Genomic DNA, 24144 nt, shown 5'->3' on the forward strand with positions numbered 1-24144 from the left:
ACGCCCATTTGATTTGCGTATTCGGTCTGAGATAGAAGATCAGAGTCATACCCTTGAATTAATGCCAATTTGCTATGTCATACCCTTGAATTAATGCCAATTTGCTATCCTTAGTAAATTTAGTCATAAAACAACTGCACCTCCAACTGTTAGATGTGTCTAACAATTGGGGTGCAGTTCATTACACGCCGGCTTCTTTCGTAATGAGGATTTCTTCTGTTGTCTTCACGTCGGCAAACCATCTCAGGGTAGCGTTCACATGATCTATGATCTGCTGCGCGGTTAACACCGAATTGTTCCAGGTGCTGTGTGCATCGGATACCAGCGTGACATCATAGCCCAAACTGGACGCTCTCCTGCACGTGGTGTCTACGCATAACTCACTCTGCATACCTGCAAGAATCACATGTTCTATGCCTTGCTGCTTCAGTTTCTCTTCAAGTGAGGTGTTATAGAATGAATCCGGTCTGGTCTTCTGAATGATCGTATCCGACATCGCAGGCGCAATCTCACGGTTAATCTTCCACGCCTCCGACCCTGCCATCAAACCTTCGTCATTATGTTGTATGTAGAGGATAGGAATGCCGCCGCTTCTGGCTTTTGCGATCAGCTGCTTGAGATTGTGGAGCAATCGATCCCCTTCAAACACCGGATCATTCACTTGAAACATCTCATTCTGTACATCAATGACCAAAAGCGCACTCTTCTTCAACTACAACACCCTCCTGTACGATTCATGTACTCATCGATTTCATTATAGAACGAACGTTCTTATGATGTATATAAAAATTTAGATCTCTCATTAAAAAATGAACTCATTTCGCACAAAAAAGGAATCCCTCTCTTAGGACTCCCCTGCGTCTTCTTTGGCTCCCTTCGTAAAGCCGATAACTAGCAGCCAAGGCAACCTTCAGCTACTCCTCCTCGACGATAACCCTCGGGTGTGCCGACTTTTTCTTTCCATTATGCTGATGAAGCTTCCTCATCGTCTTGTAAAGCTGCTGTAACTCCTGTTCATCCAGAACGTCGAACATAGAGGTTTGGAAATCCGACAGCAGCGGAATAATTTCTTCCAGCAGGGCCTGTCCCTTATCCGTTAGCGAGATATACTTTACCTTCCAATCCTGCTTGCGGACAATCAGATCCAGCTTCTCCAGCCGTTTTACCATATGGGAGACACCGCCGCCGCTAATGGAAAGATATTCGGCCAGCTCCTGCTGTGATAAAGGTTGGTGCGCGAAGACCTGGATCAAAACGTCGAATTGGGCAACCGTGATGCAGAACGGCTGTAAGAACTCATTCGAGAGGTGATTGCCGATCTGTTGAAAACGGGTGATCCGAATCCAGGACAGCATAGCTAATCGGTTCTCCTGATGAAATCCCAATTGTTTCATTGACTCCATTCACCTCCCTACCCTAATCACAGTCAATTTATCACTCAAGTGATAGGCTGTCAAATCAACGCCCGCAGGCAAGGCGATAACCAGTTATGAATATTTGATATAACAATTAACATCTTTATCCGTTTGTTATATATACCAATTTATTCTCTCCAATTTATTGGCGTTGGAAGCGTCTAATCTTGAAATATATCCATGGACACGATACTATGGACATAGAATCTTTAAACTATATGCACCCGAGCAGTGTATTCCTTTTGTGCATTCAAACATAACAACTGTAACTTTTTATTAAATGTATCATTAGACTTTGACATAAACGCCACAAAATGATATATCAAATTCAGGGAGTGGATCCGCTATGGAACAAATTCCACTATATCAACATATCGTAAATGCTTTAACGGCCAAGATTGAATCCGGAGAGCTCCAGGCTGGAGATCAGCTTCCAACCGAAGCCGAGATTTCGAAGGAATACAACGTCAGCCGGATCACCTCGAAGAGGGCGCTGACCGAGCTGGAGAATGCCAAGCTGATCTACCGGATCCAAGGTAAGGGAAGCTTCGTGAGCACAGACAAAGCCCCTCAAAGGCACCTGAGCAAGACGAATAAGGAGATCCTGCTGATTCTGCCATTCGCTCATAACCCGGGACTTGGTGATTACGAAAAAGGCATCAACGAATATCTCGCAACGACCGACTACACTTTGAACATTCAGTCCAATACGATTGTCGGACAGCGGAAGCTGCTGGAAGCCGCGCTTCAAAGCGCCAATTCGGGGCTGATTCTCTACCCGATAAGCAGCATCTCGGATCTTGGCATTCTGTATCAGTATCACCTGGCACAGTACCCGCTGGTGACGATGGATAAATGCATTGAAGGGATTCCGTTCCGTTCGGTTGTCTCCGACAACTTCGGCGGCGGGTATCAGGCCTCCAAACATCTGATCGAGAATAATCATAAGAAGATCGCCTTTATCTCCTCCTTGAAGGTAGAGAACTCTTCCTCGATCCGGGAGCGGTATTTCGGCTATTTGAAAGCTTTGTATGATTACAAACTGATCGATTACAGCGTCAATGACTTGACCGACCGGTACTTAACCCATGACAACGACAACGGCAGAGAATACTATATTCAGTTTATTCAAGCCGTTGTGACGCAAGGAATTACGGGTATTGTTGCCGAGAATGACCTCATCGCGATCGAGATCATTCAGATTGCCAAAGAGCTGGGCCTGTCGGTACCGGATGATTTCTCCATCGTGGGCTTTGACAACATTCATCTCGCGGGCTTCGTTGAACCCAAGCTGACCACCATATCCCAGGATTTCGGACAGATGGGGTATCAGGCTGCACAGAGCCTTATCACCCTGATCGAGAATCCCCAGGATCACCCGCATGAGAATACCGTGGTTCCCGTTCGTCTCATTGAACGACAGACCGTGAAGAAGCTGTAACACGCCTATTTCTAAAAACCAAAGGAGACTTTTACATGCTGAACTATATCGATACAAGGCAAGGCACCAACAACCAATATACCTATTCCAACGGGAATGCGCTCCCTTATATGGGTGTACCTTTCGGTATGAACCATTATGTCGTCCAGACCAAAAACGAAGGAAGCTGGTTCTTCAACCCTAATGACCGCGTCTTCCAAGGCATTCGCCTGACACACCAGCCAAGTCCATGGATGGGCGATTTCGCCCACTTCCTGATGACTCCGATTGCGGACGACAAAATCAGAGGGTCCGTCTTCACCTGTCAAAGCTCCTACCGGCCTGAAGAAGCGACATTCAAACCCCACTATCTCAGAGTGAAGCAGCAGCGTTATAACATCACCACGGAGCTGGTTCCCAGCACCTACGGTGCGGCAATGCGTATGAAGTACAATTCCGGGCAGCAGGCAGGCTTTGTCCTGAATGTTAATAACATAAGCGAGTTCCGACTGGATGCAGCCCAGCGCAAATTAACTGGCTATGTCAGCAACTTCGCAGGCTGTCACGATGACGGGTTCCGTATGTACGTAGCCATGAGCTTTAGCAAGGACATAGATCTTGCTACAACAGGTTATTACAACGAAGAAGGCAAGTTCTTCCCTGCGGTTGCTTTTGGCAGAGTCGACCAGCATGTCGTCATTCGTTTCAAAAACTGTGAAAGAGACGTGCTGGATGTTAAACTGGCGACGTCGTTTATTAGCCTGGAGCAAGCAGAGCTTAACCTTGAGCGTGAGCTTGACATATCCCTGGATGAGCAGAAGGAACTGGCTGCACAAGCCTGGAATCATTACCTGAACAAAATCCGGGTCACTCACTCGAACGAAGAATATATGCGCACCTTCTATACTTGCCTGTACCGCATGTTCCTGTTCCCACAGAAGTTTTATGAGCTGGATGCCAACATGGAGCCGGTACATTACGACACTACGGCCCGATCCGTCAAAAAGGGCATTCTCTATACCAATAACGGCTTCTGGGATACTTACAAAACCGTATATCCGCTCTATTCCATCATCGCGCCCAAGGAATATGAGGAAATGCTGGAAGGTTTCCTGAATTCCTACCGCGAGACCGGCTTCCTGCCAAAATGGCTGTCCCCGGATGAGCGCGGGCTGATGCCAGGCACGCTTATTGACGCCGTCATTGCGGATGCGGCGGCTAAGGGACTGGCTCAGCACCTGCTGCCGGAACTGCTGGAAGCCATGCTGACCGCAGCCACCACGCAGAGCGGACAGAATTGTTATGGACGGCAAGGAACGCTGGATTACATCAAGTACGGTTATGTTCCAAGCAGCTATCACGAGAGCGTGAACCACACGCTGGATTACGCATACAGCGACTACTGCATCAGCCGCGTGGCCGATGTCTTGGGCCGATCGGATGTTGCAAACCAATACAGACAAAGCGCGCTCAACTACAGAAATATTTTCGATGCAGAAACCGGGTTTATGCGGGCCAAGGATCAGGACGGCCAATTCCGTCCGGATTTCAACGATACGAGCTGGGGGCTTGATTATGCCGAGGGAAGCGCCTGGCAGACCAGCTTTGCCGTATTCCAGGATTTCCAAGGCTTGATCGAGGCGTATGGTTCGGAGAAACGTTTTTTCGATAAAATCACCGAATTGTGCAACAAAGCACCGGACTTCGACGTACGGGGCTACGGCTTTGAAATTCATGAGATGAGTGAGATGGCTGCCATCGACTATGGCCAGCTGGCGATATCCAATCAGCCAAGCTTCCATATTCCTTATCTGTTCAACTATGTCGGGCAGCCCGCATCATCCCAGGTCGTCCTCAAACAGCTGATGTCGAACCTGTTCAACAGCGGCTTTGACGGTTTCCCGGGGGACGAGGATAACGGCAGCATGTCCGGATGGTATGTGTTTAGCTCCATGGGCTTCTATCCGGTATGTCCGGGCAGTAATGAATATGTGCTCGGCATCCCGTTATTCGACAGCGTGAGTATTGAGCTGCCAAACGGCAAACAGATGTTGATTCATACCGACAACAACAATCCGCAGTCCAACTTCGTGGCCAGCGTTCAATTGGAAGGACAGGATTACACCAAACTGTACATTACGCATGAGGATATTCTGGCAGGCAAGTCCCTCGATTTCCGTCTCGGGCTGGCTCCAAGCTACCGTGCTTACAGCTCTGATGAGCTCCCGTTCTCGATATCGAAGAAGTAACGATCACAGCTTAGTTCATATATGTAAGGGGTATCCCCATCAGGACAGCGGCCTGGGGATGCCCCTTTTTGTTATCCCGTTTTTCAGCAATTGGTTATATAACTTCAACGGCGCAGGGTATTCTTCCTGATATTCAAATAACAGGAATTTTCAAGATCACCTCGGGTAACAATACACTTGATTCACACTATGATCTATTGCTAAAAAATTGCGGGGTGACTTTCATTGTGGTCAGTAATTGTATCCTATATTCCGAAGTGGACGATTTGGGTTCAAGCTTTACTACTCGTACTGGTACCCTTCCTCATGCTGGCGTTAACCCATTGGTTTCGGAAATCTATTAATTCGAGTTACTCCCTCAAACCGAACAAGCCCTCTCCCCCTGAGAGAGAGGATAGCGTTTCGCCTCAGGCTCTCTTAACGGGGCTTTACGATGCAGATTTAACATCCGTCCGTAAAGCAATCGGTAACAACGGGGACGTAGAAATCAGAGAATTTACGATCCGGGGAACGGGAACGCGGGCAGCCATCGTTTTTGTCGACGGATTGATAAACAATGATCTTATGGACACCCACCTTATAAGGCCCCTCATGTTGGTGGGAATTCCAGAAGCGGAGCAGGAACAGTTCAATCGTTCAAGCGATACGATCAAAGCCTATATCAGCAGCCAGATGCTCCCTGTAAGCGAAATTAAACATACCGCTAGATTACTGGAACTCGTACAGTCTGTTCTTGCGGGAACAACCGGATTATTGGTAGATGGAATGCAAGGCGCCTTCCTGGTTGGTTCTGCCAAGGGGAAGAGCCGAAATCTGGAGGAACCTCTATCCGAAGCACTTCTTCGAGGCCCGCGTGTCGGGTTTACCGAGAGATTGGCAGACAATACAGGATTACTGCGGCTTCACGGAAAAAACGAAAGCCTTCTGCTCACCCGATTTGAGGTTGGGAACCGCGTGAAAAAGGATCTGATCATTGCCTATATGAAGGATATTGCCGACCCGAAGCTAGTCGAGGAGGTCGTTACGCGAATTCAGAAACTCGAAATTGATGACCCTCTCGAGTCAGGATACATCGAGCAATTGATTGAGGAAAATGTCATGAGTCCTTTTCAGCAAGTGCAGAACACGGAAAGACCCGATAGGGTGATCGGGGCTTTACTGGAAGGGCGAGTAGCTATCCTGCTTGACGGCACGCCGTATGCTCTTATCGTCCCTGTCACGTTCAGCATGCTGCTGCAGTCGCCGGAGGATTACTACGAGAGATGGATCTCGGGATCCTTTGTCCGCTTATTGCGTTTTCTCTCCGCCCTGCTGGCACTTCTGGCTCCGGCACTCTACATTTCGTTTATTTCATTTCATCCCGGGCTGATTCCAACCAAGCTGGCGCTAACGATCATTGAAACCAGGCAAGGCGTGCCCTTTCCCTCAATCATCGAAGCGCTCATCATGGAAATCGCCATTGAAATATTGCGGGAGGCCGGGATCCGGCTCCCGAAACCCATCGGGCCTGCGATGGGCATCGTAGGCGGTCTGATTATTGGCGATGCTGCCGTACAAGCTGGTATTGTCAGTCCGTTTCTCGTTATTGTCGTAGCCGTAACCGCCATCTCTTCCTTCACGATCCCGGTCTACAGTGCCGGCATTACACTGCGCGTTCTTCGGTTTACCGCGATGTTCTTTGCGGCAGTGCTTGGACTATATGGCGTCGTGATGTTCTTCCTTCTTCTCTGCAGTCATTTGGTCATACTGAAGAGCTTCGGCGTACCTTATGCAAGTCCAATGGTGCCTTACGGCATCAGTGACTTGAAGGACTTCCTCATTCGGTTTCCGCTGAAAGTGATGAAGAAACGACCTCGAATGTTAAAACCGAACGACCCTGACCGCAGAAATTAATCATCCTAAGCACGAAATGAGGCGAGGACCATGAGCAGCTCAAATAACACCCATGACCAGATCACCACGTCTCAAGCTGCCGTCATGATCATTAACTACATGCTGGGTGCCGGTATTCTGACACTTCCCAGAACGACGGTAGAGGCTGCCAAAACGCCGGATGTGTGGATCTCGATTCTCATCTCCGGTTTGATCATCCTGTTGGCAGGAATGATCGTTGTGTCGTTATGCCGAAGATTTCAAGGGAAAACATGGTTTCAATTTGTACCTGAGATCACCGGGAAATGGCTGGCTTTTGTTCTAGGCCTGCTGTTTATTGGTTATTTCATTATCATCGCCGCTTTTGAGATCCGGATTATGGCGGAGGTAACGGGGTTATATCTGCTGGAAGGCACACCCGTCTGGGCCATCGTGATGACCTTTATGTGGATCGGCCTGTATTTGACCACCGGGGGGATCAACAGCATCGCCAGAATCTGCGAGATCATTCTACCGATTACGCTGGTTTTTTTCCTCATAGCTATCCTGTTGAGCAGCAATATTTTTGATATCAAAAACTTAAGGCCGGTACTCGGCTCAGGGTTTATGCCCGTGATTCGGGGGTTAAAGCCATCTTTGCTATCTTTTACGGGTTACGAAATCATGTTTGTTGCCATGGCGTTTATGAAGTCTCCCAAAAAAGGCACCAAAGCCATGCTCGTTGGCATTACGGTTCCCCTGGTTATCTATTTAATCACCGTCATTATGGTTATTGGCGGGCTGTCCATAAACGGAGTTGAAACAAGAACATGGCCGACACTGGACTTAATGCGGAGTTTTGAAATGCAGGGACTGATATTCGAACGTTTTGAGTCCCTGCTGCTTGTCATCTGGATCATGCAAATATTCTCGACCTTTGCGATAACGCATTACGCAGCCTCGTTAGGATGGTCCCAGCTGCTTAAGACGAAAATACGGCCCTTTCTCTTTATCCTGCTTCCTGTCATCTTCCTCATCGCGATGATTCCGAAGGACGTATCGGAAACATTCAAGCTGGGAGATGTGGTAGGCAATGCCTCTATCTACTTATTTGGCGCTTTACCATTACTCTTGCTTCTGATCAGCATCGCCCGTAAGAAAGGTGTGAAGCCGAAATGAACAGGTATTTACGATTTACGTCACTATGGACGGCCAGCATCCTGCTGTTTCTGACTACCGGCTGCTGGAGCAGCAACGAGATCGAGGATGTCAGCGTCTATGTTGGATTGGGACTCGATACAGCGAATGAATCCAGTTTCGAACGAGATATCAATAAACAAGGAGCAACCTATCCGAAGAAGAAAGTACTGACGGCAACGGTTCAGATCGTACCCCCAATTGCGGGAAAGAACGAGAAGCAAGGAGGTTCCAGTTCTTCATCGCCAAGCAAGGCCTACCTGAACGAACAGTTGACGGGCGACTCCATCATTCAAATCTTTCGCCAATTTGCATTACGTAGAGACCGGCCGCTTATCGGCCATCATCTGAAGGTCATCGTGGTTTCTAGCGAATTAGCCAAAAGGTACAGCCTGGAACAGGTATTTGACTTTATTCTCCGCGATAATGATATCCGCCCCAGCTGCCTAGTGGTGGTCAGCCACCGAAGCGCGCTTGAAGCGTTAAGCTCTACTGAACCCGGGGAGATCCCTGCTTTTTACTTGATGGGACTCGTGGATAACCGTTATCGTTCCAACAAAATCATCCCGCCCGTGACACTCATTAAGCTTGACAGCGCCATGCAATCCGGGGAAAGCTTCCTGTTACAAAATGTCGTTACCGCTCAAAGCGAGCATAAATTCTCAGGAGCCGCCATTTTCAAAGGCAAGACCAAGAAATGGATCGGGGAATTAAGCCAATATGACCTGGAAGGCTTGTCTTGGATTACGGCAGACGTGATGGGAGGCGCGCTGAAGACGTATGCGCCGAAGACCGGCCATACCGTAACCTTTGAACCCAAGAAATCCCACAGCACCATCATACCAAAGGTTCAGGGAGACGACATTTCATTTCATATCAAGGTTAATGCAGAAGGCAGACTAATCGAGGATTGGAGCTTTCCGGAAATTCCCTCATCGGGTGGATACATCTCAGAGATGGAGCAGCAGTTTGAAGAAGAGGCCCGTAAACAGATCGAACAGGTCCTGAACAAAATGCAGCATGTCTATCATGTGGACGTTGGGGGTTTTGGCAATGAAATCCGCATCAAACATCCGAAAGTGTGGAAGAAGGTGCAGGAGAATTGGGATGAAACCTTCAGTCATATCCCCATTACGTATGAAGTAAACATGCGAATCACGGACTTCGGTTCCTCAACAGATTAAACGAGCGCTGACAATGACGGTCAGCGCTCTTTAAGTTCTCGCTGTTGATTACACCAGAAACATCGCTACGACTGTAGTAGCGGCCAGACCCAGCAGCACCGGCTTCAAATTTCGCCTTGCCAGCTCGAATGGGCTGACTCCGCAGATGGCTGCAGCCGGAATCAACGCCCACGGAATGAGCGTGCCGCCGCCTACCCAGATGGCGGCAACCTGCCCAAGCGCTGTCAGTGTAGCCGCACCTGAGCCGATAGCCGTAGCGAACAGCTGCGCGATCGATCCGGCTAACGAGATACCGGAGAAACCCGAACCGTCCAGACCCGTAATGGCACCGGTGATCGTCAACGTTACCGAACCTACCGCGCCGTTCAGCGGCACCGCATTCGCGAGGGCAACCCCCAGGTCGTTCACGATGCCATGGGATGCTTCCGGGAGCACTTTACCGAATAAATCGGTAAATGCCGCATCCCCCAAATAGAAGAACGCCGCGATAGGAATGACAGGACCGAATACCTTGAATCCAAACATGAATCCCTCGATCAAATAAGAGGTGACCTTCTCCAATCCCCGGTTACGATGAGCGACCAGGGCAATGACACTGAGGATCAGGATGGCTGTGCCGCCGACCAAGGCCGTTGCATCTCCGCCCTGCAGCTTTAGGATGAACATGACGACAACATCTGCTGCGAACAACAGCAGAATGACGATAGCCAACCATTTTTTCATAGCCGGGGATATGGCCGCAACAGCCTCATCCTCTTCGGTATGCGTGGTGAGCGTGTCTCCCGTGTTTTTAATGGTTACCAGTCCATCTCTCCAGCTGCCGTTCCGCTGATCTCTGCGCATCATCCAGAATGCCGCCACGGTTGTTACAAGTCCCATCACGATCACGAGCGGCACACTGGCAGCCATGACACTGGATACAGGCAATCCAGCCGCATCCGCGGTTAATTTGGGCGCCCCCTGGATAATATAGTCTCCCGATAACGCAATGCCGTGCCCGAACAGATTCATTGCCACCGCCGCACCGAGAGCCGGCAAACCCACACGGATAGCCACAGGGAGCAAGACCGCACCAATTAACGCAACTGCTGGTGACGGCCAGAAGAAAAAGGACGTTACCATCATAATGATTCCGATGCCCCAGTAAGCCATCGCGGGAGTACGCAGAAAGCGGGTTAACGGAGCCACCATCGTCTCGTTGAGCCCCGTCTTGATCAAGACCCTGCTCATCGCCACGATGATGGATATAATCATGATGGTGCCCATCAGCTCTTTGGTCGCATAGATGAATGAATCAAACACACCGGAGACCGAGCCGCTCAGCGTTTCCGTTGCCAGAAGGCCAAGCGCAAATATTCCGGTAATACAAACAAGCGCCGTATCGCGCCGCCGAATCAACAGCGTCATGATCAGGACGATAAACGCCAGATACACCCAGTGAATCGCGGTTAAATGAATCCCCATATGAATCACGCCCTTTCCCAGGCAGCAGGTTTGATGTGACTACATCTTATGCATGGGCCTGGGCAAAGGTTAATTTGGGATCGTACAATTGGTTACCTTCCGTTCAGAAACATGAACCTCTGGATTTCCAACGCCCTCTCCAATTCGGTATAGTAAGTACATAATGTAGTTTAGGAGTTCAAAGGAGCTGGAACCGTGTATACCATCCTGATTGTGGAAGACGATGAACGAATCGCGGATAAATTAAGATCGGCTATTTCCAAATATGATTTCAACGTACGGATCACCGAAGACTTCAGCCGCGTGATGGACATTTTTGCGGATACGAAGCCGGATCTTGTTCTGCTGGATGTCAATCTGCCGAAATTCGACGGATTCTATTGGTGCAGGCAAATCCGTACCCAATCGCACTGCCCGATCATCTTCATCTCGGCCCGAGACAGCGGCATGGATCAGATTATGGCCTTGGAAAACGGGGCGGACGATTATATTACGAAGCCGTTTGACATGGAGCTTGTTCTGGCGAAAATCCGCAGCCACCTGCGCCGTGCGGTCGGTGCCTATGCCTCCGGCCAGGAGGATGAGCATACCATCGAAAGCGCCGGTCTTATCATCTATCCCGAGCGATTCGTTGTGACCTATGGAGACGAATCAGCCGAGCTTACCCAAAAGGAAGCAGCCCTGCTGACGATGCTGATGGAAAAAGAGGGCCGTGTGGTCAGCCGCGAGCGGCTGCTGGACCTGATGTGGGAGGATCAGCACTTCATTGATGACAATACGTTAAATGTTTATATTACAAGGGTTCGTCGCAAGCTTCGTGAGCTGGGCGCCGGAGATCTTATCGAAACCGTCCGGGGAGCAGGCTACCGGTTCATGACGGGCAGGGAGACCCCATGAAACTTTTCATGCGGGAGCATCTCCCGCTCATACTGTTTTTTACCGTTCAAATGCTGCTTGTCCCCCTGCTGTACTGGCTTACCGGTGAAGGCAGGCCCTTTACTGTCGTACTATACGGTGTGCTGTTAAGCAGTGTCGTGCTGCTTCTCTATCTTGCTTACCGGTATCTTTCCCATCGCACGATGTATCGGGAGCTTTCTTCTGAGAAGCTTTCGGAGAAGGAATTCTTAAGCCCTCCCCTGGGCGAAGCGCCACTGCCGGAAGCGATACACGAGCGGATCGGCCATTATGAGCGCTTATACCGCCAACAGCTGCATCGGCATCAAAGCCAAACCGACCAGCATCTCGCTTTCGTCAACCGCTGGGTACATCAGATGAAGACCCCGCTGTCGGTTATTCAGCTGACGCTCGATGAAGTCGAAGAGGCACCCGCCGAGCATATTCGGGAAGAGCTTGATCGTATTCGCAAAGGCCTTGAAATGGTGCTGTACACCGCGCGCCTGGACCGGTTCGAGCAGGATTTTGCTGTAGAAGCCATCGGGCTTCGTGCTGCGGTAAGCGAATCCGTGGTCGAGAACCGCAAGCTGTTCATTCGTAAGGGGGTTACGCCGGTGTTCCAAATCGATGATCGGATCTCCGTCTATACGGATGCCAAATGGTTTCGTTTTATGCTGGGTCAGATATTGACGAACGCCGTGAACTACTCGGGCAGCCCCGGCAAGAAGATTCAATTAACCGCAGAAGCAGCGGGGAAACACATCAAACTCCATATCCGCGATGAGGGAATCGGCATAGCACCGGAGGACATCAACCGGGTGTTCCATCCCTACTTTACCGGAGAGCGCGGTCGGCAATATCATGAATCCACCGGCATGGGCCTGTATCTTGTCCGTGAAATCACCCATAAGCTGGAGCACTCCGTTGAGTTGGAATCCAAGTTGGGCGAGGGAACCACCGTTACTTTGACAATGCGCAGAGCCGAAAACCAAGACACATCTGGAACTTAGGTGTGTCTTCTTTGTATCGGGGGAATAGACCACAAACCTCGCGCCGGTAATCTTAAGATACGAACAGAATATACGAACATAACCTTATGGTAGTTGTAAGCTCCCTTTCACCTAAATCCATAGCAGGGCCAGGTCAGTATACGATAGAGTTAGGCTACACTAATAAGGTATACAGAAAGGAGCTTCTGGGTTTATGGATATTCTTGAAGTAAAAGCATTAAACAAAGTATATGCGGGCAAAGTGGCGACACAAGCTCTTACCGATATTCATCTCACTATCAAAGAAGGAGAATTCGTCGGCATCATGGGCCCTTCAGGCAGCGGCAAAACCACCCTGCTGAACATGGTATCCACCATCGATCGTCCAAGCTCGGGCGAGGTCAAGATCGGGGGCAAAAATCCTTACACCATGAAAAAAAGCGAGCTTGCCCACTTCCGCCGCAGACAGCTCGGCTTTGTGTTTCAAGATTTCAACCTGCTCGATACGTTAACCGTTGCCGAGAACATCGTGCTTCCGCTTACGCTGGACCGCCGTCCGCTCAAGGACATGGAGTCGCTGCTGCAGCAAACCGCTTCACGGCTTGGCATCCGCGAAATTCTGAATAAACGCGTGTACGAGATTTCGGGAGGTCAACGACAGCGCACCGCGATTGCCAGGGCTATCATCAGCGCGCCGCTGTTACTGCTTGCGGATGAGCCTACAGGCGCACTCGATTCCAACTCCTCACGGATCGTGATGGAGTCATTAGCCGAGATTAACGAGCGGGATCGTACCACATTAATGCTGGTTACGCATGATCCTCTCGCTGCAAGCTATTGCAACCGCATCGTTTTTATTAAAGACGGCAAGTTGGCCGCCGAAATTCACCGCGGAGAGAACCGGCAGGCCTTTTTCCAAAAAATCATCGATACGCTATCGTTCTGGGGAGGGAATACAAGTGAGCTTTCCTCAATTCGCGTTTAACAACGTCCGGCGTAACGCACGTCAATATTTCGCTTACCTGCTCAGCAGCTCGTTCATGGTCATGATCTTTTTTACGTATGCGGTATTCATCTATCATCCGGCCATTGAGAATTCGCCTATGGGCACGATGACGCGTACGGGAATGACAATCGCCACGGTCATCGTCTACGTGTTTGCGTTCTTATTCGTGCTGTATTCGATCAGCGTCTTTCTGAAGTCGCGGAACCGGGAGTTCGGCATTCTGACCATCCTCGGAGCTGAAGCCAAACAGATCAATTGGCTGATCTTCCTGGAGAACATTCTGATTGGCGCCATTGCCATCCTAACGGGCATCGCCAGCGGAATGCTGTTATCCAAAGTATTCCTGCTCATCAGCACCAAAGTCATCGATATGGACGAGCTGCCGTTCTATTGGCCGGTTAAAGCGATGCTGCTTACCGCCGGTGCGTTCGCTGCGCTGTTTCTCGTCATTTCGCTCTTCACCTTGTTATTTATCCGGAAGAATCAAGTCCTGGAGCTTCTCAAAGGCACCAGCAAACCGAAAACCGAACCGAGAGCCAATCTGTTCCTGGCCCTCTTGGGCGTGGTGCTGCTTACCATCGGCTTCACCGTCCTTCGCGTCAAAGAGTTAGATCCTGTGGCACTGATCATTGCCGCGGTAACCGGCATTATGGGCACGTATTTCTTCTACTCCCAGCTATCCGTGTGGATTGTCCGTATGCTGCAGCGAAATCGCAGGGCCACCTGGAAAGGAACAAACCTGCTATGGATTTCCGAAATGAGTTACAAGATTAAGGATAATGCCCGCATGCTGTTTCTGGTCACGGTTGTGGTTGCACTGGCTTCCATGAGCACCGGTTTCGTACTGGCTATGCAGCAATCGATCAAATCGGTGTATGTAGATAACCCGTATGCGCTTAGTTACAGCTACAGCTATATCGCCGACGAGACTAAAGTGCAGGATGAGTTGGCCCTGATTGAAAATCATCTGCAGACAGAAGGGCTGGAGTATAAACGGGCGGAGGTCGAAACCATCTATTATCGCTTGTCAGCGAATGGAGAGGACTCCTTACACATCATCCCGCAATCCCAATACGACCGTTTGGCTGCTTTGATAAATACCAAGCCGGCCGGGACATTCGGCGAGAATGAAGCCTTACTGGCGGAAACGCCGAATGCAGCGAAGAAGAGTCAAGGGAAGCTAACGGAAGCGGATATCGAATTATCCGGTCAACCCTACTCTTTCATCTTGAAGAACCGCACAGACCGGATTGCGGCTTTGGTATACAGCGGCAGATTGCTTGTCGTTACGGACACCATGTTTGAAGAACTAAGGGGCGGGAACAAAGCAGATGAAATCAGTGTGAGTTATACGTATCCGTTTATTCTTCCCGATTCGCAAGGGCTCCCTCAGAAGGATGATCCTGAAACCAAGCTCGGCCTTGAGTTGTCGGAATGGAACAGAAGTACAATCAGTGAAGGATTTATCGATTCCAGGGCGGAGAACTATTACGTCAATAAACAAGGATTTTCATTATTCAGCTTTATCGGGGTGTTTGTCGCCTTAATCTTCTCGATCTCATCCGCCAGCTTCCTGTATTTCAAGCTGCATACGGAGCTTTCAGCTGACCAGGCGATGTACCGGTCCCTGTCCAAGATCGGACTCAGCGCCCGTGAGATGAACATCTCCGCGACGATTCAGATTGCTGTGCTGTTCTTTATCCCCATTCTGGTTGCAGCCCTGCAGTCCTTAGTCGTGCTCGGCCCGGTTCTTGCATACCTGGATTCTCCTTTCGTAAGTGGTCCTGTATTGGCGGCTTCATCGGCATTCTTGGCCGCTCAAATGATTTATTTCCTGATCGCCAGAGCCCGTTATATCAAGTCTGTAAATAGGATGATGGTGTAACTAATGGCTCCTGTAAAAAATGAGACCGTGATGAAACGCCAGCCTGCCACTGGAAAGGGGCGATTGCACTTTTTAGACCAGTTCAGGGGTTTTGCACTGCTTGGCCTCCCGTTTGTTAACGTATTGGCGCTTTGGCTCATCGCCACGCCGGAAACTTCAGCGGATTTTTGGCTGCAGCGCGTGCTTACCTTTTTCGTGGAGGCCCGATTCTACACGATCTTCACGTTCCTGTTCGGGCTGGGGTTCTACATGTTCCTATCCCGAAGCGCTGTTGCGGGAGGAAAGCCAAGGCTTCGGCTGTATATCCGCCGGTTAGCGATCTTGGTCCTACTCGGGTTCATACATCAGCATTATCAATCGGGGGAGGCATTATTCTATTATGCGGTTGTTGGCCTGCTTGCGGTTCCTCTCTATTGGGCTCCGCGGAGGGTTAATCTTCTCATCGGATTGGCGGGGTTTGTTATAGCGGCCGTTATGGGCGTCAAACTCCTCACCATCCCTTTCCTGATCGTATTAGGTTTAGCTGCAGGCCAATATCGATTACTTGATGCGATCAACAAGGGATTAAGATTACGCTCGTTGCGCATGATTTGGGTACTGTCTCTGTTAGGAACGATTTTCGCCATCGGCGCCATGTGGTGGGTAGCGCCTTCCGAACCTATGCCATCGTTTCTATTCGAGGTAGAAGGCGAATCGCCGTCACCAACCATGGAAGCAGCCTTAACTCTGACACACATCGGGGTAGCAACGGGTCCTATCGTGTCTGCATTTTATCTGAGCTCGCTCTTATTGCTGGGGTGCACCCGTTTAGGCGCAAAGATACTGTATCCGTTACAGGCATACGGCCGGATGGCGCTTACCAACTACATCGGACAAACCGTCTTTCTGGTAGGTATTCAGCGCCTAATACTGAACACCACACCGACGACTTATGTCGTATCTACACTCGTTTCCCTTGGGATTGTGGTCTGTCAGATCATAGCCAGCAATCTGTGGATGCGTTGGTTCCAATACGGACCCCTCGAATGGTTGTGGAGATGCGGCACCTATTGGACGATCGTGCCGATTCGCAAAAAAGCAGGAAACCTATAGGTCTCCTGCTTTTTATGTTTTTCGCCCTATTACCATGTAAACGCCAAATATCAGTGTCCATATAAACACCGGACCTGAGGTGATCGGATAGATGATAACCCCGAGTTTCGGAAGCAGCAGTGCTGCAGGTATGCCAATCGCTCCCCACAACCCTGCTGCTATGCCTATCCATGCCATGACCGGTTTCACAGTTTCTTCAGAGAGCAGCGCAATGCTAAGCAGGCTTATTCCGATCCAGGCCAGCATCGTGGCAAAATCCCCGGCCATAATGCCGAAAGCAAATAACCCGACACCCAAGGCGGCCGTCCCCGGGTCTTGCACCGAACCCCACTCCTTGGCCAGCACCGGGAGAACGGTTAATTCCATCGCGAGCACGAGCACCCATATCGTAATCGCTGCAATGAACAAGCGGGCAGCCATCCTCGCAGCCGGGCGTCTACCGGCCATGGTCTCCCCGAGAGACAGTCCTCCAAGCCATAATAATATCGCCGCCAGCATCAGGCTGTGATCCCATTGCCAATAAATCAGCATGTCCGGAATCATCGAAATAACATGATGACCCGTCCAGGGATCCGTAGCCGGCGGGTGCATAAGTGTAGCTGTAACAAACAGCGCTCCGCCCAATAAAATACTGATGCCTGCATAACGGCTAACTCGGGTATTTGCCTTCCATTTGCTCATGAGGGATTCCCACCTTCTGCTTCGTCGTCTATCTATCCTTATACTTCCCGTTCCGTATTGAAACTAGAAGTTTTGAGATTGTTCGGCGACTTTTCCCGTTACGGGGAGCCTTGATGGGTTCTTAGAAGCCCTGATCTCCATCAAGCATATGCACGCAGCCGATCATCAATTAGACCCAGCAGCCATTCTCTTTCTCCAGGGACATCCTCTCTCAGCCTGGCTGCCGCTACGGGCAGCATCCACCGGTCGATATCCTCCAGCTTCGCACAGGATAAGCGGCAGTACTCGTTCAGATATACTTTATTCCACAGCATGCGGGCCATCCGGAGCGGAAGCAGCAGGATGCCCGGTTGATCGTCCGGGTTAAACGGCGATTGGAACATCAGCGATGTCCTGGCGACGTCGCATAGCGGGTTACCTACATGGGCATTGTTCCAGTCGATCGCCCGGCATCCGTTCTCGGTGACAATCACATTGTCCGGGTGAAAGTCGCCATGGCAGATCGAATCGCCTTCCGGAAATGAATCCAGTACCTTGCATATAGCCTGGGCCTTTCCTTGCAGGATGCCGCTTGCATCAAGAATTGCATGCTCCAGCCTTTCTTTTTGCGACGGCAGCAAGGTTGTTGTGCAGCCATGCATCGCATGCTGGAGCCGTGCCATCTCACGGGCGCACTTCAATAGCTGAAGCGGTGACGATTGAACCTGATGCAGCATCGACGGTCCTGTAACCCGTTCGTACACCAGCCCTGTTCGTCCCTCGATATCCACCATGTCAAAGACGGCAGGAGCAGGCACGCCCGCTTCGGCAACGATGCGGCCCATCTCCGCCTCATACGTCACCCATTCCGGCCGATACCCTTCATAATACAGCTTTAATGCCTGAGACTCTCCCCATTCATACACCTCTGCGCTCCTGCCTTTTCCAATCTGCGAACCCTTCTTCAAAGCAATCCTCCGCTTTCTCTACTTCAGCTGGATTTTGATTTCGAACGCATCACCAACCGCTGGATCCAGCCTGGCTTCTGAATCCGGCAGTTATGAAATGCGGATATCTTCCATTCCCCGTTCACCTTGATCAGCACGTTGGTATTAATGGAAAAGCGGCCGGTGGGCGGCTTCTTATGATATCTAAGCTGCACCGCTCCCGTAGCCTGGGCTATCGCAAGCTCCGGGGTCAGGAAACGCAGCTGGGTCGAGGTTGGTCCCGCAACCAGCTTGGAGTCTCGCAGCACCCCATCCCACAGCTTCTGATGAACTTCATCGATCTCTTGGCGGCCTTTCAAGTGCTGTCCGCTGAACGTGACGTAATCCGCATCATCCGTAAAGCATTCCGCATAAGCCCGGCCATTCCCTTCTCCCCACGCCTTGGACAGCGAATCGAATAACGCTTGGATCGCCTGGCGATCCTCGTACGTTCCGTTCATCAGCCTCATCTCCTTTCCTTTCTTACTCTTTAAGCGGGATCACGAATCTTCTTTGAACATATTGTACGATAATTCGGCCGAACTGAATTCCCGCCCCGGGATGAAAACGGACTCGGTCTTGGGACCGAGTTGTTCCTTCAGATCCGGCGAACTGCGTTATTTACGTAAGCAGGAGCGCGAGATATGATATCGTTATCCATGAGAGACCGAATCGTAAAGGAGGTTGCAGCCGGCATGATGAAGATCAGCGCTTTTGCCAAGGTCAGCGGCATTTCCATCAAAACATTGCGATATTATGATGAGCTGGGCCTATTGAAGCCGGCCCATATTGATGAACAAAGCGGATACCGTTACTATTCCGAGGAGCAGCTTCTGACCGTCAAGCGGATTGCCGCTTACAAGGAGCAGGGGTTTACCTTGGAACAGCTCAAGCCTTTTTTGGAAGAGGATATAGGAAGCGATATCGTAAAAAACAAACTTGCGGATAAAATGACGGAGCTTCAGCATGCGATGCGGACCCTCCAGCTGCAGCTGGATGAGGTCAACAGCAGGATAACACGCTTGGAACGATCCGAAGCAGGGAATCCAAGTGGTCCCATTATCCGGGAAGTCCCATCGCAGCGTGCCGCTTTCATTCGTGACCAAGTCCCCCGCAGCCAGCTATGTCTCTTGCTGGATGAGATTACGAAATACGCTGTCTCTAATGGAGAAGAGGAGGCCAGGCAGCTAACCATTCTTTGGCATGACCACGGCAGCGGGAATGCCGACATTGCCGACATCGAAGTCGCAGTTCCTATAACTAGGGACATACCTGCTAATGGGCGCATTCGCGTGGACTTTCTGCCGCAGCTGAAATCTGCCGCATCTCTTGTACATCGTTGTGATCCGTACACCTACACCTGCCCCGTCGTACCCGAGCTCAGGGCATGGATTTCGTCACAAGGCCTCGTTCAGGCGGAATCGGAGCCGATCCGCGAGATCTATCTCACCTCGGATAAAGATATCTACGGCAAGAAGCGCCCTGCGGAATTGCTTATCCCCTTGCAAGGTAACGGGGAGTAACTCTTCCTTCCCGTGATAGGCTGTCGAAACGAACCTCGACCCCGTCTCCACTCGTACTTGCAGAAGCAGTAACCCCGGATGTCCTTTTTGTTCATGAAAAACGCTAGAATAATTCTTGACTCTCCCCTTAACAGGAGAGTGTACAGTAGCTTTAAATCGAACAAGAGGAGTGGGATTTCATGAAACGATTGGAAAACAAAATCGCATTAGTTACAGGCGCAAGCCGAGGCATCGGCAAAGGAATCGCGCTTCGGTTAGCGGAAGAAGGGGCTCTGGTCATTGTCCATTACGGAACCCGCCGGGATGCGGCGGATCAGGTTGTCCAGACCATACAAGATCAGGGTGGGCGAGCTATCGCTTTAGGTGCCAAACTTGAATCGGTAGACGGCGTAAAAGGGCTGATTCATTCGCTGAAGGAGGAACTTCTTCGCGTAACGGGGGACAACCGTTTCGATATTCTGGTGAATAACGCAGGCATCGGAACCTCCAAGACCTTTGAAGAGACGACCGAGGAAAGCTTCGATGAGCTGCTTGCCGTAAATGTAAAAGCACCGTTCTTCTTGGTGCAGCAGGCCCTGCCGCTCCTGCGTGACGACGGGCGCATCGTCAACATTTCCTCCGGCGTTACGCGGATCGCCTACCCGCATATTATGGCTTACAACATCACCAAGGGAGCCGTCAATACGTTCACCTTGCATCTCGCCAAGCTGCTCGGTCCACGCGGGATCACGGTGAATGCGGTTCTCCCTGGCATCGTGGATACGGATGTGAATGCTGCATGGCTGCATACGCCGGAAGGGCAGCAGCATGCCGCTGAGATGTCCGCGCTTGGCCGAATCGGTCAGCCGTCGGATATTGCGGATGTCGTAGCGTTTCTCGCATCAAGCGACGGGCGCTGGGTCACGGGGCAGATGGTCGATGCAACCGGCGGTTCTCATCTGTAACGATATCAGGCAGCAGATCCCCCGAGGTTTATCCTTTCTGATATGTTAAAAAGAAGCGATCCTTGTTGGGCATTAACGCCAGCAAGGATCGCTCTTATGTTTTATCTGCTGTTAATCTGATTCGCCAATCTGCTCAAGATCGCTTTTTTCCTATATCTGCTGTTCAATCGGATTCAGCTATCCGCGCAACCGACTTCCGCTCCGGATCCCAGCGCCATGATGGAGCCTTGCCCCGCACATGCAGGCCTCCTACCCATTTATCGATCGTTCCGGAGCAGGCATAGTCGGTCTTCCCGGCTAATACCCCATGCCCCACACTCGTCACTTGCAGCACCCGGTCTTGGAAATGCGGGACGACCTGCTTGAAGTCCGGAAACGGTGCTGTACCATCGATAACCAGCAACGAATTCGGGCCCTCCGTCATCTTCGCCAGGTAATACCAGAACTCCAGATCTCCCATTCCGAGTGTATGGAGCTTATCACCTACCTTTCGGAACAACTCATACGGCTTATGGATTCCGCCCGCTACAGCCTCTAACGTCGTCTTCTCGATGATCCCGAGTCCATGGTTCACAGAGGGCAGCCGTGCCAGATGGGCTTCGAACGCATCTCTCGCATAAGGCAGTGCCGAGGAATCCACCTCCAGCATGCGCTGATGTCTTTCCGGCCCATCCGAGGTATAGCATTCCCACAACATGCTGCCCAGCCTAAGCTCTTCTTCTCCAATTGCATGCCATGTGCCCGATAAAGTCTCGAGCTGCTCCGTGCTAAGCTGCCCCAGCCCCCGAAAAAGCTCGACGCCCGGGTAGGCGCCAATGCACAGCAAACTCAGCTTCGTATTTCCCAGTGATTGTTCCTTAAACCAATGCAGCAAGTAGGCCAGCATGGTCTGGTCAAACAGATCATGCTCAAACCAGAGCACGATTTCATCATATTTTCGAAAATCCTGTAGCTTCCTCTCCTGCAACTCGCAGGTCTCGATATATTCCTTCTCCGGAATCCCGAGCGTTTGCTCCAAATACCGAGCTCTTGTTCTCCGATGATCCGGCTCGTCCATCTTCGTGAAGACCGGACCAAACGAATATAGCTCCCTCCACGCCAGGATATCTCCTTGAATGTTCCCTTGCTTCAGCTTATCCCCTACCGAATCCCCGTTAACGATATGCAGCATACGTTTTCCTCCCTCATACAGATCGGTGAACACCGATACAAAGTCGGCTACGTGCAGCGTGTTCTTCAGCTTCCGCCGGGCATCAAAGAGTCTCTCCTTCAAAGCCGGCAAGGATATATCCAAATATTGTGAGATCTCCCGCAGGCTGTAGCCTTGAAAATAATAGAGCTGGACCGCAATCCGCATGCTGGGCGGCAAATCCGCGATCGTGGCATGCAGCTGGCGAATCATCTCTCTCTTTTCCACGACAAACTCCAAGCTCCGCTGGTCGCCAGCCGGCAATTCCATCTCATGCAGCGGTAACGTCTGCAATTGCTTGCGGCGCCGGTCTCTGTAGCACTGCCGCTCCACGATCACTTTGAACCATCCGGGAAAGCGCCGAGGATCCTGCAGCTTGTGCAGATTCGCAAAGGCCTCCGTAAAGGCCTCCTGCACGGCATCTTCCGCCAAATAAGGATCCTGCAATTTATCGTAGGCTACGGCCAGCGCCATGCCGGTAAAATGCCGGACCAAGCTTCCCTGGGCCTCCGCACTGCCCCGCCGGGCTTCCTCAATCCACTGGAACACGTTCACTAAAACCTCCCTTCATGGTGTCTCTATCCCTTAAGTGCCGATCTGAACGAAAAAGGTTACCTCTCTTCAAGAATTCTGCACCGGATGGATGATATATCGAAAATTCTCCATCGCCTTCGCCGGCGCCTCCCGGGCCCGATTCAGACCACCCGATTCCTCTTGACATTCACTTAACACCTGTGTGATGATACTCTTCAAATCATCTTGTTCTCTCTTTACATCCGAAAAGAGCTGCGCAGATGAATTTAAGAACAACATACCACACGGCTATGAGAAGAAATAGTAGCTTATCTCTTGAGGTCCAAGCGAACCGGCGAATGGTGCGAGGCCCGGTACCCCGGAATGAGTGAATGGATCTTCTCGCTTCAACCCGAACCTTTCGGCTGTGCCGGAGCAGTAGGCCTTGACGGCTCTCCACCGTTACTTTGGGAGATATGGCAGGAATAATAATGGTGTTTTCCCCATTTCCACGTCATGCTAAAGAGCGACAGTATAGTCGAATTCGGGTGGTACCGCGGAGTTACACTTCGTCCCATAGAGGGATGAGGTGTTTTTGTGTTGTTCGCAAACCATTAGGAGGTGTTTTTTATGCAACGATTATTGTCAGGCATCAAGCCGAGCGGGGATTTGAATATTGGCGGATATGGAGGTGCGCTCCGTCAATATGTGAAGCTGCAGCATGAGTATGAGTCCTATTTCTTCGTGCCGGATCTGCATGCGATAACGGTCTATCAGGATCCCATGGAGCTGCACCAGCGCACGCGGGACATTGCCGCTCTGTACATTGCGTCAGGCATTGACCCCGATAAAGCGACGATCTTTCTGCAATCCCAGGTCCCCGCGCATGTAGAGCTCGGGTGGTTGCTGGAGACGCAGGCGCATTTTGGTGAATTAAAGCGGATGACCCAATTCAAGGAGAAATCGGAAGGTCAAGAAACGGTCAGCTCGGCGCTCTTCACGTATCCCGTCCTGATGGCTGCCGATGTGCTGCTCTATCAGGCAACGCATGTGCCTGTCGGCGACGACCAGAAGCAGCATTTGGAACTGACCCGCGATGTGGCCGAACGCTTCAACAACCGGTATGGCCGCACGTTTACGGTGCCTGAACCGATCATTCAGGATATTGGCTCCCGCATCATGGGTCTTGACGACCCGTCCAAGAAGATGAGCAAGAGTAATCCGAACAAAAACAGCTGTGTCCACATGATGGATACGCCGGAGGATATCCGCAAAAAGTTCTCGAAGGCCGTTACCGACTCAGACGGCGAGGTCCGGCATGACTGGGAGCAGAAGCCGGCGGTCAGCAATCTGATCGAGATTTATTCGGTATTCTCCGAGGAAGCCATCTCCGTCATCGAGAAACGGTATGAAGGCCAAGGATACGGCACGTTCAAGAAAGAATTGGCCGAAGTGGTCATCGAGAAACTTCAACCGATCCAGGAGAGGTTCCATCAAATCGTGAATTCCTCCGAGCTAGATCGCATTTTGATGGACGGAGCGAAGCGGGCTTCCGAAACCGCAGGCCCAACACTGCTTGCCGCCAAGAAAGCGATGGGATTGGTCACGTTCTGAAAGAACCGAGAGGGCGTCCCTTAATATCTGCATCCTGCTTCAGGAATCAGGTTAAGGGGCGCCCTGCTT

The 24144-nt window shown here is 50.9% G+C and carries 20 protein-coding genes and 1 other annotated feature; of the genes, 13 read left to right on the forward strand and 7 right to left on the reverse strand.

Translation table 11 applies throughout. The features are described from left to right. Positions 1–181: 181 nt before the first annotated feature. Positions 182–712, reverse strand: coding sequence for a cysteine hydrolase family protein (locus ACPV3A_RS17915; protein ID WP_194540090.1), 531 nt, complete (start codon positions 710–712; stop codon positions 182–184). A 202-nt stretch (positions 713–914) separates the two neighbouring features. Continuing rightward, positions 915–1394 (reverse strand): MarR family winged helix-turn-helix transcriptional regulator, encoded by a 480-nt coding sequence (locus ACPV3A_RS17920; RefSeq protein ID WP_194540091.1) that lies wholly within the window; start codon positions 1392–1394, stop codon positions 915–917. A gap of 367 nt (positions 1395–1761) precedes the next feature. On the opposite strand from ACPV3A_RS17920, the gene ACPV3A_RS17925 reads away from it, so the two are divergent. The 5 genes from ACPV3A_RS17925 to ACPV3A_RS17945 all read left to right on the forward strand — a co-directional run bounded on the left by ACPV3A_RS17925 (position 1762) and on the right by ACPV3A_RS17945 (position 9316). Continuing rightward, positions 1762–2856 carry a GntR family transcriptional regulator gene (locus ACPV3A_RS17925; RefSeq protein ID WP_426200479.1) on the forward strand — a complete coding sequence of 365 codons (1095 nt, stop codon included), beginning with the start codon at positions 1762–1764 and terminating at the stop codon, positions 2854–2856. 35 nt (positions 2857–2891) lie between these two features. Beyond that, the gene (locus ACPV3A_RS17930) at positions 2892–5084 is read left to right on the forward strand and encodes a GH92 family glycosyl hydrolase (RefSeq protein ID WP_426200480.1); all 2193 of its coding nucleotides are present in this window, start codon (positions 2892–2894) and stop codon (positions 5082–5084) included. Positions 5085–5309: 225 nt separating this feature from the next. Beyond that, the gene (locus ACPV3A_RS17935; RefSeq protein ID WP_426200481.1) at positions 5310–6977 is read left to right on the forward strand and encodes a spore germination protein; all 1668 of its coding nucleotides are present in this window, start codon (positions 5310–5312) and stop codon (positions 6975–6977) included. Positions 6978–7007: 30 nt separating this feature from the next. Continuing rightward, positions 7008–8114, forward strand: coding sequence for a spore germination protein (locus ACPV3A_RS17940; protein WP_194540095.1), 1107 nt, complete (start codon positions 7008–7010; stop codon positions 8112–8114). Continuing rightward, the gene (locus ACPV3A_RS17945; protein WP_426200482.1) at positions 8111–9316 is read left to right on the forward strand and encodes a Ger(x)C family spore germination protein; all 1206 of its coding nucleotides are present in this window, start codon (positions 8111–8113) and stop codon (positions 9314–9316) included. Before ACPV3A_RS17940 ends, ACPV3A_RS17945 begins: the two co-directional genes overlap by 4 nt. 48 nt (positions 9317–9364) lie before the next feature. On the opposite strand, the gene ACPV3A_RS17950 is transcribed toward ACPV3A_RS17945, so the two are convergent. After that, positions 9365–10780, reverse strand: coding sequence for a hypothetical protein (locus tag ACPV3A_RS17950; protein WP_426200483.1), 1416 nt, complete (start codon positions 10778–10780; stop codon positions 9365–9367). Between the two features lie 195 nt (positions 10781–10975). Here ACPV3A_RS17950 and ACPV3A_RS17955 point away from each other — a divergent pair, with 195 nt between their 5' ends. The 5 genes from ACPV3A_RS17955 to ACPV3A_RS17975 all read left to right on the forward strand — a co-directional run bounded on the left by ACPV3A_RS17955 (position 10976) and on the right by ACPV3A_RS17975 (position 16646). Next, positions 10976–11677 (forward strand): response regulator transcription factor, encoded by a 702-nt coding sequence (locus ACPV3A_RS17955; RefSeq protein WP_220687187.1) that lies wholly within the window; start codon positions 10976–10978, stop codon positions 11675–11677. Beyond that, positions 11674–12684 carry a sensor histidine kinase gene (locus tag ACPV3A_RS17960; protein WP_426200484.1) on the forward strand — a complete coding sequence of 337 codons (1011 nt, stop codon included), beginning with the start codon at positions 11674–11676 and terminating at the stop codon, positions 12682–12684. The genes ACPV3A_RS17955 and ACPV3A_RS17960 overlap by 4 nt, the downstream gene beginning before the upstream one ends. A 193-nt stretch (positions 12685–12877) precedes the next feature. Next, the gene (locus tag ACPV3A_RS17965) at positions 12878–13648 is read left to right on the forward strand and encodes an ABC transporter ATP-binding protein (protein ID WP_071220513.1); all 771 of its coding nucleotides are present in this window, start codon (positions 12878–12880) and stop codon (positions 13646–13648) included. Further along, on the forward strand, positions 13623–15554 hold the full coding sequence (locus tag ACPV3A_RS17970) for an FtsX-like permease family protein (RefSeq protein WP_426200485.1): 1932 nt from the start codon (positions 13623–13625) through the stop codon (positions 15552–15554). The genes ACPV3A_RS17965 and ACPV3A_RS17970 overlap by 26 nt, the downstream gene beginning before the upstream one ends. A 3-nt stretch (positions 15555–15557) precedes the next feature. Beyond that, the gene (locus ACPV3A_RS17975; protein WP_426200486.1) at positions 15558–16646 is read left to right on the forward strand and encodes a DUF418 domain-containing protein; all 1089 of its coding nucleotides are present in this window, start codon (positions 15558–15560) and stop codon (positions 16644–16646) included. 12 nt (positions 16647–16658) lie between these two features. Here ACPV3A_RS17975 and ACPV3A_RS17980 read toward each other — a convergent pair whose 3' ends face one another. From ACPV3A_RS17980 to ACPV3A_RS17990, 3 genes are all read right to left on the reverse strand, one after another. Continuing rightward, on the reverse strand, positions 16659–17327 hold the full coding sequence (locus ACPV3A_RS17980; RefSeq protein ID WP_426200487.1) for a hypothetical protein: 669 nt from the start codon (positions 17325–17327) through the stop codon (positions 16659–16661). A 140-nt stretch (positions 17328–17467) separates the two neighbouring features. Continuing rightward, on the reverse strand, positions 17468–18274 hold the full coding sequence (locus tag ACPV3A_RS17985) for a phosphotransferase family protein (protein WP_220687180.1): 807 nt from the start codon (positions 18272–18274) through the stop codon (positions 17468–17470). A gap of 23 nt (positions 18275–18297) precedes the next feature. Continuing rightward, positions 18298–18753 (reverse strand): SgcJ/EcaC family oxidoreductase, encoded by a 456-nt coding sequence (locus ACPV3A_RS17990; protein ID WP_220687179.1) that lies wholly within the window; start codon positions 18751–18753, stop codon positions 18298–18300. A 183-nt stretch (positions 18754–18936) separates the two neighbouring features. Here ACPV3A_RS17990 and ACPV3A_RS17995 point away from each other — a divergent pair, with 183 nt between their 5' ends. Both ACPV3A_RS17995 and ACPV3A_RS18000 read left to right on the forward strand, forming a co-directional pair. After that, positions 18937–19815, forward strand: a complete 879-nt coding sequence (locus ACPV3A_RS17995; protein WP_426200488.1) for a MerR family transcriptional regulator — start codon at positions 18937–18939, stop codon at positions 19813–19815. Positions 19816–19994: 179 nt separating this feature from the next. Continuing rightward, positions 19995–20759: an SDR family oxidoreductase gene (locus ACPV3A_RS18000; RefSeq protein WP_194540105.1), complete on the forward strand. Its 765-nt coding sequence runs from the start codon at positions 19995–19997 to the stop codon at positions 20757–20759. Between the two features lie 163 nt (positions 20760–20922). Here the strand turns inward: ACPV3A_RS18000 and ACPV3A_RS18005 are convergent, their stop codons facing one another. Next, positions 20923–22503, reverse strand: a complete 1581-nt coding sequence (locus tag ACPV3A_RS18005) for a sigma-70 family RNA polymerase sigma factor (RefSeq protein WP_426200489.1) — start codon at positions 22501–22503, stop codon at positions 20923–20925. A 260-nt stretch (positions 22504–22763) separates the two neighbouring features. After that, positions 22764–23041: a binding site (T-box leader), on the forward strand. Positions 23042–23091: 50 nt separating this feature from the next. Here ACPV3A_RS18005 and trpS point away from each other — a divergent pair. After that, the gene (gene trpS, locus ACPV3A_RS18010) at positions 23092–24075 is read left to right on the forward strand and encodes a tryptophan--tRNA ligase (RefSeq protein WP_220687177.1); all 984 of its coding nucleotides are present in this window, start codon (positions 23092–23094) and stop codon (positions 24073–24075) included. The last annotated feature ends 69 nt before the right edge of the window (positions 24076–24144 follow it).

Origin of the sequence: Paenibacillus sp. Dod16, from assembly GCF_049893405.1 — a bacterium.
In the GTDB taxonomy this organism is placed as follows: domain Bacteria; phylum Bacillota; class Bacilli; order Paenibacillales; family Paenibacillaceae; genus Paenibacillus_AQ.